Origin of the sequence: Sporosarcina sp. FSL K6-2383, from assembly GCF_038618305.1 — a bacterium.
Classification (GTDB): Bacteria; Bacillota; Bacilli; order Bacillales_A; family Planococcaceae; genus Sporosarcina.
Genome location: NZ_CP152017.1, coordinates 2,215,976 through 2,228,497 on the forward strand (window position 1 = coordinate 2,215,976; position 12,522 = coordinate 2,228,497).

14 protein-coding genes are annotated in these 12,522 nt (G+C 39.8%); 12 read left to right on the forward strand and 2 right to left on the reverse strand.

The genetic code is table 11. From position 1 onward, the window contains the following. Positions 1–510 precede the first annotated feature (510 nt). The 7 genes from MKZ10_RS10870 (at position 511) to MKZ10_RS10900 (ending at position 6,973) form a co-directional block, all read left to right on the forward strand. Positions 511–1,710 (forward strand): MFS transporter, encoded by a 1,200-nt coding sequence (locus MKZ10_RS10870; RefSeq protein WP_342504976.1) that lies wholly within the window; start codon positions 511–513, stop codon positions 1,708–1,710. Positions 1,711–1,777: 67 nt separating this feature from the next. Then, positions 1,778–1,948 carry a hypothetical protein gene (locus tag MKZ10_RS10875; protein WP_342504977.1) on the forward strand — a complete coding sequence of 57 codons (171 nt, stop codon included), beginning with the start codon at positions 1,778–1,780 and terminating at the stop codon, positions 1,946–1,948. 193 nt (positions 1,949–2,141) lie between these two features. Beyond that, positions 2,142–2,558: a hypothetical protein gene (locus tag MKZ10_RS10880; protein WP_342504978.1), complete on the forward strand. Its 417-nt coding sequence runs from the start codon at positions 2,142–2,144 to the stop codon at positions 2,556–2,558. Between the two features lie 151 nt (positions 2,559–2,709). Then, on the forward strand, positions 2,710–3,213 hold the full coding sequence (locus MKZ10_RS10885; protein ID WP_342504979.1) for a GNAT family N-acetyltransferase: 504 nt from the start codon (positions 2,710–2,712) through the stop codon (positions 3,211–3,213). Positions 3,214–3,841: 628 nt separating this feature from the next. Then, positions 3,842–5,761, forward strand: coding sequence for a threonine--tRNA ligase (thrS, locus tag MKZ10_RS10890; RefSeq protein ID WP_342504980.1), 1,920 nt, complete (start codon positions 3,842–3,844; stop codon positions 5,759–5,761). A gap of 91 nt (positions 5,762–5,852) precedes the next feature. Next, on the forward strand, positions 5,853–6,374 hold the full coding sequence (locus tag MKZ10_RS10895; RefSeq protein ID WP_342504981.1) for a nitroreductase family protein: 522 nt from the start codon (positions 5,853–5,855) through the stop codon (positions 6,372–6,374). 134 nt (positions 6,375–6,508) lie between these two features. Continuing rightward, a complete protein-coding gene (locus MKZ10_RS10900) occupies positions 6,509–6,973 on the forward strand; it encodes an NUDIX hydrolase (protein ID WP_342504982.1) in 465 nt (154 codons plus the stop codon). Between the two features lie 72 nt (positions 6,974–7,045). On the opposite strand, the gene msrA is transcribed toward MKZ10_RS10900, so the two are convergent. Continuing rightward, positions 7,046–7,576 carry a peptide-methionine (S)-S-oxide reductase MsrA gene (gene msrA / locus MKZ10_RS10905; protein ID WP_342504983.1) on the reverse strand — a complete coding sequence of 177 codons (531 nt, stop codon included), beginning with the start codon at positions 7,574–7,576 and terminating at the stop codon, positions 7,046–7,048. 138 nt (positions 7,577–7,714) lie between these two features. Further along, a complete protein-coding gene (locus MKZ10_RS10910) occupies positions 7,715–7,813 on the reverse strand; it encodes a YjcZ family sporulation protein (protein ID WP_342504984.1) in 99 nt (32 codons plus the stop codon). Between the two features lie 226 nt (positions 7,814–8,039). Between MKZ10_RS10910 and MKZ10_RS10915 the strand changes: the two genes are divergently transcribed. The 5 genes from MKZ10_RS10915 to MKZ10_RS10935 all read left to right on the forward strand — a co-directional run bounded on the left by MKZ10_RS10915 (position 8,040) and on the right by MKZ10_RS10935 (position 12,522). Then, positions 8,040–8,999, forward strand: coding sequence for an LCP family protein (locus tag MKZ10_RS10915; RefSeq protein WP_342504985.1), 960 nt, complete (start codon positions 8,040–8,042; stop codon positions 8,997–8,999). Positions 9,000–9,031: 32 nt separating this feature from the next. Continuing rightward, positions 9,032–10,267: an AI-2E family transporter gene (locus tag MKZ10_RS10920; protein ID WP_342504986.1), complete on the forward strand. Its 1,236-nt coding sequence runs from the start codon at positions 9,032–9,034 to the stop codon at positions 10,265–10,267. Between the two features lie 3 nt (positions 10,268–10,270). Beyond that, a complete protein-coding gene (locus MKZ10_RS10925; protein WP_342504987.1) occupies positions 10,271–10,648 on the forward strand; it encodes a sporulation protein in 378 nt (125 codons plus the stop codon). A 183-nt stretch (positions 10,649–10,831) separates the two neighbouring features. Beyond that, a complete protein-coding gene (locus MKZ10_RS10930; RefSeq protein WP_342504988.1) occupies positions 10,832–11,506 on the forward strand; it encodes a response regulator transcription factor in 675 nt (224 codons plus the stop codon). Further along, the gene (locus MKZ10_RS10935) at positions 11,503–12,522 is read left to right on the forward strand and encodes a HAMP domain-containing sensor histidine kinase (RefSeq protein ID WP_342504989.1); all 1,020 of its coding nucleotides are present in this window, start codon (positions 11,503–11,505) and stop codon (positions 12,520–12,522) included. The genes MKZ10_RS10930 and MKZ10_RS10935 overlap by 4 nt, the downstream gene beginning before the upstream one ends.

A 12,522-nucleotide genomic window follows, 5' to 3' on the forward strand; every position in this document is an offset into this window, starting at 1 on the left:
AATCATTACACGTGCTCGTCCATATACTATGTTGAAGGTCGGCCGACTTTCTAAAAAAGGGAGAAGGTGAAAGATATGTGTTTTGAAGATCGCAGACGAAGAAATCGGGAAGAGTTGATCTGTGAGTGTCGCGAAGTAAGGTTTGATCGCGATTGGGATAATCGAAATCGTTTTGCTAACAATCGTGATGTTGAGTTGAGATGTTGTTGCAGAGAGTCTAATCGCAGAAACTTTAATCGCGGGTGGTAAAGGCAGCAGATTTGGGGAAGAAAATAACGGATCCCAGACGTCGATGAAGTTTACAAGATTAAAGATGGCTTCCTCATTGCGGGGCAGCTATCTTTGATTATTAAAAGAAATGTGTCGGATAGTTGTAAGCACAATATAAAACCTAAGAGCCGGGAACTAAGTGGGAGGCAAAGTGAATTGAATGGAGAAAAAGGTTAATCGAGTGGTATGCTTATTGTTCATCAGCCATCATTATTTTAATGAAATGAAAGGAAAGTATGTATGTCAACAAAAATAAACAGAAGAAATGCAGCACTCATAATTATAGCGATATTTGTCATCTCCATTAATATGCGCCCAGCGATTACATCTATCGGGCCGATGCTCGAAACGATTCGAGAACAATTAGTATTATCCAATGCACAGGTCAGTCTACTGACATCTGTTCCGGTCATTTGCATGGGGATTTTCGCTATGTTGGCTCCGTTTTTGAATCGTTCATTTGGTTTAAAATGCACCATGACCGTGATGATTATACTCGTTGGAACTATGACCGCTCTTCGCGGTTTCATACCAGGTTATCCAGTACTGATTGGTACTGCATTCATTGTCGGAATTGCGATTGCTGTAATGGGCCCGCTTCTTTCTGCGATGATCAAACAGTATTTTCCAGACCGAGCGGCATCCGTCATTGCTATTTATTCATTCGGCATGGGAGTTGGATCAGCTGCAAGTGCTGGGCTTACGGCTGTATTCTTTGATACGACCGGCTCTTACCTATTTGCGCTGAGCATTTGGTCTGTGCTAGCACTTGTTGGCTTAGTTGCATGGTTTTTAGCGATGCCAGGCCAGGTTGAGGTCCGTCAACTTGATACTATTGTCGTAAAAGCTGAACGCAAAAAGGTAAGGTCTCCATGGAAATCAAGGAAAGCTTGGCTATTCTTATTATTTTTTGGTCTGCAATCATCTGCATTCTTTTCAATCATTACATGGCTTGCACCCATCGCAACGTCTGCTGGCATGACACTGTTGCAGGCGGGGACGCTCCTTAGTGTGATGACGACTGTCCAAATCTTTTTAAATATTTTGCTGCCGTTGCTGATGCAACGTTTTTCTGCGCGGAAATTTTGGCTGTTACTCATGCTTATCGCAGGGATGACGTCGATTATTCTGTTCTGGACAGGTATCCATTCCCTTATGTGGATTGGCGCATTCATCATGGGTATTCCACTCGGTGGTTTGTTTCCAGTTGCGTTACTATTGCCATTAGACGAAACAGAGACTGCTGAAGAAGCGAGTGCATGGACCGCGATGATGCAGACAGGTGGATTCATCATGGGCGGAATATTGCCACTGCTCATTGCACTTGTCTTTGATTGGACGGATAATCATCATTATACCTTTGTCATTATGATGTTGTTATATACAATGATGGTAGTATTGACATTTTTGATTGGTGATAAAAAACGCAAAACCACTTGAATGAAACGAACTTAGAACTTTTTCTAGGTTTGTTTTTAGATGAAATAGGACAAGATAACAGAAGTAGATGAAGAATGGAAGAATTAGAAGGAGCTATAAAAAGCACTTTCTTGCCCCTTTAACCGTTGTTTTGTCAGTGGGCTTTTTGTTTGGCTGTAATGGTGTCGATGAAGATGAGCCAGACCCTACTGAAGACCCTTCAGAGAAACGAGAAGAAATTAGGCTGAAAGTACAATAAATACATGCGTTTTAGACATCGTTCATAATCGAACGGTGTTTTATTTTTTTTGTAATTCGGAAAACCGTGTAGTCAGATGGACTCATGGTCTTGGAAATAGAATATTTTGCTATGTTCGATTGCCTAAGTCTTGTCCAATATTATTAATAGACTAGTAGTGTTAGGAAAATAAATAAAGAGAGGAGGAGAGAATATGCGTAATATTAGTTCAGGGGCATGTCATCGTTCAAAATGTTGTGGACAAGTTCACCGATTTAAACGTCAGGTGTTAACAACGGGTGTATTAAACACAGTTGTCGACCAAACAGCAGCACATATTGAAGTCGCAAACTTAGACCCCATTGAAACCTTTGAAGTAAGGGTACAAGTTATTAACTGGAATAGTGGCTTTCCAGTAGTTCTGTTAAACCAATTAGTCACACTCCAACCGAACGAACACGTCAATTTGAGTCAAAACGTTAGTCCATTCCACTATGAAGTTAGAATCTTCCACCCTGGAAGTCCAAATGTCATTGCCAATACGTTTGCAATCAACGCAGCAACTTTCACGTTACCTGGTTTAACTTTCAACCAAAAAGACCTGATGAAATTGGATATTCCTTTTATTTGATTTCACAATAATGTTCCAGTTATTATCTTGACTGGAAAAGTTTTTTGGGTCAAATGGGCTTGAGGCAAATTGTCCAAGCTCATTTTGTCTTGGTTACAGAGGGGAGTACTACGCTATACTTGAAATAACAATAAGCAAGTAGGTGAAAAATGTGGAAATAATTTATGAAACTAGTCGGCTAATTCTATACACGTTGGATGACTCCCACCAAGATGCTGCAAAAGAATTTTGGGGAGAGGAAGAAGTGATGGTATTTTGCGACGGGGCTTCTTCGCATGATGTGTTGCCTCGAATTATCGATGCTTATAGGAAATGTCAGGAAACACATGGCTTATCTGTCTATGCGGTGAAAGATAAAGCATCGAATGAAATTATAGGTGCTGCTGGATTTAATATTATAGATTCAGTAAATAAAGTAGAATTAATTTATCATTACAGTAAAAAGTCTTGGGGCAAAGGATTTGCAACGGAAGCCGCAAGTGCATGTATCGAAATTGCCCGGAATCATGGGGGAGTACAAGTGATCACAGCTTCTGCGAGTCTTGAAAACAAAGGGTCTTTAAAAGTGTTAGAGAAGATAGGCTTTACTTTTATCGGCGTGAAATGGTTTGATGATACACAGCAAGAAGAACCTTGTTACAAGTATCATTTTTAAAACCAATTACATAAACTGTATAGGGGTCAATTAAAAAAAGCTTGCTAATCTATTTTCTTTATTGTAAGGTATTAACTAATTCAATTTTGAGCAATATTTTGTAAAAGCGATGATGAAGACATGAATTGTTTTGAACGTTTCCAGAGAGGGAAGAATTGCTGAGAACTTCCTAACGTAGAAAAATAATTTACCACTTCTGAGCTGCGGTAAGCCGTCTATGCTACGTTACAGCACCATGAGCGAATACCATTGTTGGATGGTGTTTAAAATTTGGGTGGAATCACGAGCAAACACACTCGTCCCTTTACATAGGGATGGGTGTGTTTATTTGTATAGAAATATAATTAAATAACGATAAAAGCGATGACGAAGACATGAATTATTTTGATGGTTTCCAGAGAGGGAAGTAGTGCTGAGAACTTCCTAACACAGAAAATAATTTACCCCTTTCGAGCTGTATTAGTGAAATCAAGTAGCTACTACCGTTAATGCTACGTTACAGCGCCATGAGTTAACGCCATTGTTGGATGGTGTTAGAAATTTGGGTGGAATCACGGGTAGCTATACTCGTCCCTTTCTTTGGGACGGGTATTTTTTTATACAAAAAATTAGATGGGGTGTTTTGAAGATGAATGACAAACAAATTGAGATTCAATTTCCAGATGGTAGCCGAAAGGAATTTCCGTCAGGCATTACAGTAGCGGATATTGCACAATCCATAAGTTCAAGCTTGAGAAAAAATGTTGTGGCGGGAAAAGTAAATGGGCAACTATGTGATCTATCACATTGTATTGAGGAAAATGCTGAAATCACATTGTTTACGAAGGATTCGGATGAAGGACTCCAGATGTTAAGACATACAACTGCACATGTGTTAGGGCAGGCAGTTAAAAGACTATATGGTGACTCGCAGTTAGGCATTGGGCCTGTGATTGACAACGGATTCTTCTATGATTTTCAATTACCAACTAACCTCAATGACAATGATTTAGCGATGATTGAAAAAGAAATGCAAGCTATTATCAAAGAAGATTTACCAATCGAGCGAATGGAAGTCACATATGAAGAGGCTGAAAAACTATTTGAGCAGCGTGGTGAATTGTTTAAATTGGAGTTGTTAAAAGACATTCCGGCGGACGAGAAAATATCTCTTTATCAACAAGGGGAATTTATAGACCTTTGCCGCGGACCACATCTTCCGTCAACTGGAGGGATAAAAGCATTCAAGCTCACACATGTGTCAGGTGCTTATTGGCGTGGGGATAGCGACAATCAAGTGTTGCAGCGAGTGTATGGCATTGCGTTTTTGAAAAATAAGGATTTGAATGAGCATCTATCGTTTTTGGAGGAGGCGGAAAAAAGGGATCATCGAAAGCTAGGAAAGCAATTGAAATTATTCATGTTCTCTGAGGAAGCGCCAGGCATGCCTTTTTATTTACCAAATGGGCAGGTGATACGTACAGAACTAGAGAACTTTTCACGCGCTGTTCAAACGAAAGCAGGCTATGCCGAAGTTCGCACGCCGTTCATGATGAACCAACGGATGTGGGAGCAATCAGGCCACTGGGATCATTATCATGAGAATATGTATTTTTCAGAGGTGGAAAACGTAAAATTTGCGATGAAGCCGATGAACTGTCCAGGGCATATGCTGATTTTTAAAAATAGCCTTCATTCATACCGTGATTTGCCGATTCGAATGGCTGAATTTGGTCAGGTTCATCGCCATGAATTTAGCGGTGCGCTAAACGGATTGTTACGCGTGCGAACATTTTGCCAAGATGATGCGCATATTTTTGTGAGGCAGGACCAAATCCAAAGCGAAATTCAGCAGGTAATTCATTTGATTGATGAGATGTATCAAACTTTCGGTTTTGACTATTCGGTTGAACTGTCAACAAGGCCAAAGCAGTCTCTTGGAAGTGACGAGATGTGGAATGATTCGGAAGATGCGTTGCGCACTGTTTTGGATGATTTAGAGATTAACTATCAACTGAATGAAGGGGACGGTGCGTTTTACGGACCTAAAATCGACTTCCATATTAAAGATGCGCTAGGTCGTAGCCATCAATGCGGAACAATTCAACTCGATTTCCAAATGCCTGAAAAGTTCGACCTGACGTATATTGATGAAAACAATGAAAAGGTGCGTCCAGTTGTCATTCATCGTGCGATTTTTGGCTCCATCGATCGTTTCTTTGGTATATTAATCGAACATTTTGCAGGTGCTTTCCCAATTTGGCTTGCACCCGTGCAGGTACAAATTATCCCTGTTTCGAGTATTCATTTGGATTATGCATTAAGCGTACGGTCTATGTTAAGAGACGCAGGGATTCGGGTAGACATTGACGACCGAAATGAAAAGCTAGGTTATAAAATCAGAGAAGCTCAATTGCATAAGGTTCCCTATACGCTTGTTCTGGGAGACAATGAAGTGAATAATGGCACAGTGAATATTAGGAAATTTGGACGTCAAACACCGGAGAGCTTATTCAGCGAAAACTTTAGGTTATTGATTACACAACAAATAGAGCAGCGTGCACTTTAAATTTTTCAGTTCCTAGTCATTGTGAATAGTCGGAGCTATCTATATAATTAAGTTGGAAGATACTTTACCAATCTGAATAGGAGGGATTTAGTTGTCTGTTTTAGATGTTATTCGTTCACGGCGTGAGATTACGAGTTTTCAAGCGAAAAAAATTCCCAAAGAGCTACTGGATCAAATTGTAGATGCTGCGTATTATGCGCCTTCGGGGAATAATTTAGCATCTCGAGAATTTATCGTCATAGAAAATCGTGAAAAACTGGATCATTTAGAAAAAACGACTCCCTTCATAAAATGGATGGCTACGGCACAAGCAGCAATTGTTGTGACGGGTCGACCAGATATTAGTAAGTATTGGCTACAGGACGCTTCGATTGCGACGGCATTTATATGGCTAACTGCAGCAGATTTACAGCTTGGTGTAGGCTTTGGTGCCGTCTATCATTCGGAGGATGTAGAAGAATCAAGAATTCGTGAAACATACGCACGGGAGGCTCTAAATATCCCGTCAGATCGTAGAGTTGTCGCGATTCTAGGGCTTGGTTTTCCGATTGAAAAGCCAGAAGAGAAAAAAATGTTAGTTCGCGAAGATATTGTATTTTATGAATCGTTTTAAACTTTTCAAAACGATGCTTGCTTGGAACAAGCTTTCTAAGTTCCTAGCAGGTGTCTTTTCATTTGTACAATTGTAGAGTTGTGAGCATATCGCAAAAACTATGTTACAAAATGAATCAAAAGGAGATGAAATGCATGGATGTCGTTTTTCAAACAGAACAAGCCGTCTTTAATTATCGTGTAGCGGGGATTTGGATAGAAAATGGGCATGTTTTGTTGCATCGTGATGTCAACGAGTCAAATTGGTCACTGCCTGGGGGAAGGGTGTCCATTGCGGAGGATTCGCAAAGTAGCCTGAGAAGAGAGTTTCGTGAAGAATTGGGGATTGACATACAGATTGACAGAATGTCCTTGGTCATTGAGAACTTCTTTGAATATCGTGAAAGGGATTTTCATGAAATTGGTTTTTATTATGATGTAACAGCCAAGAAAAATTTTGCGTCCTTTGATGAAAAACCATTCTATGGCATTGAAGGTGAGCGTTTAATTTTTCAATGGATACCTCTTGAGGGGTTGGATCAGGTTGATTTACATCCGGTATGTTTGCGTGCCTCACTACAAAAATCACAGCCCCATATACAGCATTTTGTAGTGAAATAATTTTAAGTGATAACTAAATAATGGGTAAGGAAATCAGCAAATTACACCGTTTTCCTTACCCATTATTGTAATTCAAGCCCAATGACTGTCAATAAACTCATCGCGACCAGAGCGCGCACGATCTTCCTCGTAATGTTCTTTTTCTTTCACATAATAATCCTGATGATACTCCTCCGCGCGGTAAAACGTCTCTGCTGGTCGGATTGGGGTAACGATTGGCTTTGAAAAAGTACCACTTGTGTCAAGTTGTTTTTTAGATGTTTCAGCGATTTGACGCTGCTCGTCTGTGTGATGAAAAATCGCTGTTGAGTACGAGTGTCCACGATCCTGAAATTGACCATCGGCATCTGTGGGATCAATTTGCTGCCAAAATACGTCGAGTAGTTTGGCATAAGGAAAAACGGCAGGATCATAAGTGATTTCGACAACTTCCAAATGACCAGAATCTCCTTTTTTGACATCTTCATATGTAGGGTTGTCGACATGTCCGCCCATATAACCAGACACGACATCATGGATACCATCCCACTCTTTGAATGGTTTTACCATGCACCAGAAGCAACCACCGGCAAACACGGCTTTTTCAATTGTTTTCTCAGTCATAGCGAACATCTCCTTTCATTTATACATACTAGAATTATAGCATACCCCGAATAATTTCATGAAAATAAGAGCGCAAATTTTGCGCTCTTACAGTATAAGGGTACTCGTGAGCGGTTGAGAGTGGATGAGCAAGTTTGATTAGTAAAGAAAGCTTGCACCGATAATAATTAAAAGAATGAATAATACTACAATCAAAGAAAATGAATTAGATTCGCCTCCATGACATTCGCGTCCCATATTGTACACCGCCTTTCGTTCCGTACATCTGTGTAGCATATGCAATGACCTACAGGACGAATTGGGGAATACGCCGTGAATCTCCTTTTTTGAAATAAACTAAACCGTAATAACTAAAGGAATCGTCAAAATCGTCTATCATGGTATAATGGTCACAACCATACGCAACCAAGACGCTTCCCGTACGTCTTAATTAGGGAGATCATATTTTGGAGGAATCAATCAAATGGATGAACATTATGAAGGACCTATACCCAAAAGAAGAAGAAAGAAAAAACTTCGCCTTGGTCGGGTCATTTTTACAATAGCGACACTATGCTTTATAGCAGCTGGACTCTATTCATTTATTCAATATAATGCGGGTAAATCGCTATCGAAGGATAACGGCATTAATCCAGGAGCATTTAAAGGAGATGCGGTGGATCCGAAATATACATCGATTGAAAATTACTTACTACTCGGCGTTGATGATGATGGTAGCGGCAATTCGCGGACGGATACGATGATGGTATTATCTTGGGATAAGAGTGAAGGCATGATACGTGTCATTTCGTTTATGCGTGATATTTACGCTGACATTCCTGGTTATAAATCATACAAACTGAATACTGCTTATTACCTTAACGGAGTACAGACCATTAAGGATACGATAACAGGTATGTTTGGGGTTCCTATTCACCATTATGCTATTGTTGATTTCAAAAACTTTGAATCGATTGTTGACATTGCCTTTCCGGATGGTGTAGAAATTGACGTCAAAAAAGAAATGTCTGAAAAAATTGGTGTCACATTGATGCCTGGTAAAAAACAATTGAATGGCAAAGAGTTACTTGGTTATGCACGTTTCCGCGCAGATGCAGAAGGTGATTTTGGACGAGTAGCTAGACAACAAGAAGTCATTTCAGCGATGAAAGACGAGGTATTGCGGCCAGGTATGATTGCACATATACCAAAGCTTGCAGGTGCACTATCCGGATTCATCAATACAGATTTGACAACAAAAGATGAAATTTCGCGTGTTCTCTCCCTTCTGATGAAAAAAGGAGCAGATGTGGAAACGATGACTGTTCCAATAGAAGGTTCGTATTCATTCAACTCTTATGCACATGCCGGCTCTGTCATCGAGTTGGATATTGAAAAAAATAAAGCTGCAATCACAAAATTTATCAATATGCAGCTCGATTAATAGTCTATTTTTAACGAAAGTAGGGGATGTCAATGGGACTTAGTGGAAAGCAACAATCGACGGCAGATAAAGTGAGCAACAAGGAAAGTGGCGCAACATCAAATATAATTCGCTTTCTTGGAGGACGAAGTACATTGTTCGTCCTCGTTTCAATCTTACTAATCGGTCTAATCATTCTCCTGTTCAATCAAATTTCTTTTATATTTTATCCGATTACTGTCTTTTTCTCGACGGTTGTATTACCAGTCATTCTTGCTACAATTGCTTACTACTTACTCAGACCATTATTACGTTTACTCGAAAAAATGCGAATACCACGTATCTGGGGAATTCTCATTTTATTAATTGGAGCAATTGGACTAATTACGGCGTTAGTTTTTCTGGTGTTACCTTTTCTAAAAGAGCAATTTCATAATCTTGTTGAAGAATTTCCAACTTATTTCAGTCAATTATTACTAAATATTGATACGTTTTTACGTACCTCTATTTTTGCTTCCTATTATGAAGGACTGGATATTAATATCAATACGATTCTTGAAACGAGTCAAGGAGATATTGGGAAGTTTTTCACGGATACGATTGGCGGAATTGCGAGTGGTATCACTTCGTTCATTTCCGCTTTTACGGGAATTATTCTTGCCATTATAACAGTCCCATTTATCTTGTTTTATCTTTTGAAAGACGGGGAAAAATTGCCTCGATTTTTTGTGAAGATGCTGCCGCCTCGTATGCGCAAGGAAGCAACGCTCATTCTTCGTGAGTCGGATCATCAAATTAGTTCATACATTCAAGGACAAATCTTGGTCGCGATTTGTATTGGGATTATGGTATCTATTGGCTTCTTTATTATTGATATGGAATATGCGCTACTTCTAGGCGTACTTGCAATGTTTACAAGTGTTGTTCCGTACCTTGGACCGCTGATTGCTATCACGCCAGCAGTGATTATTGCTATTGTTACATCACCGTTTATGCTGATTAAGTTGGCAATCGTCTGGACGATTGTTCAGCTTGTTGAAGGGAAATTCATCTCCCCACAAATTATGGGGAAATCACTACAAGTTCATCCAATTACTATTATATTTGTATTGTTAACTGCAGGTTCGCTATTTGGAGTTGCTGGAGTAGTTCTTGGAATACCAGGGTATGCATTATTAAAAGTGGTCGTCAATCATTTATTTAAATTGTTTAAATTGCGGTATAATAAATATGTAGCAACTGAAAATATGCAGTATGAAATGGCAGAAAGTCAGGAATCGGGGGAATGACATATGGTAAGGCAATTTATGTCCACAATTGAATATAAGGAAATGAACGTAAATACAAATATTGATGGGCCGAACGTTGCATTCGGCGAAACGCTTTCTGGTACGATTTATATCGAAGGGGAAGCAAGTGAAGAGCTTGTCGATTATATCGAAATTGCTTTATTAAAACGATCGGTAGTAGATGAAGATATTATCGCGAAGCAATCGATTGAAATGATGAGCGATATGAAATCGAAGGAAACATGGATGATACCTTTTGAAATGGTACCCGACGAGCGATGGGAAATGGAAGATGAGGAACGTACACTAATGTTACGAACGACAGTTTATTTGAAAAACGGTGTTCATATTCAGGATGAAGATGCAATTACATATGAGTAAACCACAACGCACCTGCATTAGTCAGGTGCGTTTTCGTTCCTTTTCATTTGGATACCTTAAAGAGCTGCAATTTGAGCTAATGAAATTAACTACTGATTGTTTATATTGAGTTAACATAGTTATTCTAGAATGAACGTATTGCAGAAATCTAGCGGTTGCCAGTGAGGAAAGCGGGTGGGGAACATGGTGAGAATATTAATTGTCGATGATGATCCACATATGCGGGAGCTGGTCGGACTTTTTTTTCGACCAGAAGGCTTTGAAATTGTAGAAGCATGTGACGGAGTGGAAGCTTTGGCAGCCCTAGAGTCATTTAAAGCAGATCTTGTCATATTGGATATCATGATGCCCAATATGGACGGATGGGAACTGTGTCGTGAAATCCGTAAGCAGTATGATATTCCTTTGCTGATGCTGACAGCTAAAGGGGACACTACACAGAAGGTGAAAGGATTTGAACTGGGAACGGATGATTATCTGGTGAAGCCATTTGAGCCTACAGAACTCGTCGCGCGGGTAAAGGCGTTACTAAAACGGTATCGCATTGCCATTTCGCAAACTGTCCAAGTCGGCGAACTACTGATGAATCGCAGAACATTTGAAGTACTGTCGGGCAGTCAACCTGTTGAATTGCCATTAAAAGAATTTGAACTACTGTTTAAATTAGCAAGTTATCCAGGTAAAACTTTTTCACGCGAGCAGCTCATTGAGGATATTTGGGGTTATGATTACGAAGGAACAGACCGAACAATTGATGTGCATATTAATCGGCTGCGCGAGCGTTTCCCAGAAGTCTCTTGTAGCTTTAAAATTAGCACCATTCGTGGATTAGGCTATCGCCTGGAGGTAATGGAATGAAGAAAATATTTCGGACAGTAATAATGTTTGCATTTCTACTAATGAATTGGTCGCTGTCCTATGCAATTATCACATGGATGAACCTACTGGTAAATGATTACTTTAAAAGTTTACTGATGTTAATTGCTATGATTTTACTGATGATGGTCACAATGTGGACATTTTCACGACTCGCTCCTCGAAGACAAATGGATTTTTTCACTTCAATGATTGACGCTATGAAGCGAATTTCCAAAGGTGATTATACCATCCAATTAGCCAATCAATTCGAACATAAAAAAAATCACCCCCTTGGCAGAATCGTAGATGGCATAAATGAAATGGCCCTTGAGTTGAATCAGATAGAGGAGATGCGCCAAGAATTTATTTCGAATGTCTCGCATGAAATTCAATCACCTCTTGCTTCCATTAATGGTTTTGCCAATGTGTTAAAGCAAAATCATTTAACAGTTGAAGAACGAGAGCATTATTTAGGGATTATTGAGACAGAAAGCCTACGATTAGCTCGTCTAAGCGATAACTTATTGAAGCTGACATCCATCGAATCGCTGCATCATCCCTTTGAGCCAGTCCCTTATCGATTGGATAAACAACTCCGTGACATTTTATTATCCTGCGAACCACAGTGGCTTGCGAAATCGCTAGAGCTGGATGTTGTATTGGATGAAGTGATAATCACTGCCGATAAAGAGCTGATGAGTCAGGTATGGATTAATCTCATTATTAATAGCATTAAGTTCACTCCGAATGAGGGGACACTCAGAATTGTCCTTTACCAGCGTGACAATGAGGCGATTGTCGAGATTATAGATACAGGAATCGGCATAGCGGAAGAACATCTAGTGCATCTATTTGAGCGTTTTTATAAGACGGATCCATCACGGAATCGCAAGCTCAGTGGCAGTGGGCTCGGCTTGTCCATTACGAAGAAAATTATCGATATGCACAAAGGCTCCATTGATGTTCAGAGCACTGTCGATGAAGGTACCATGTTTACAGTTACTTTGCATACCTAA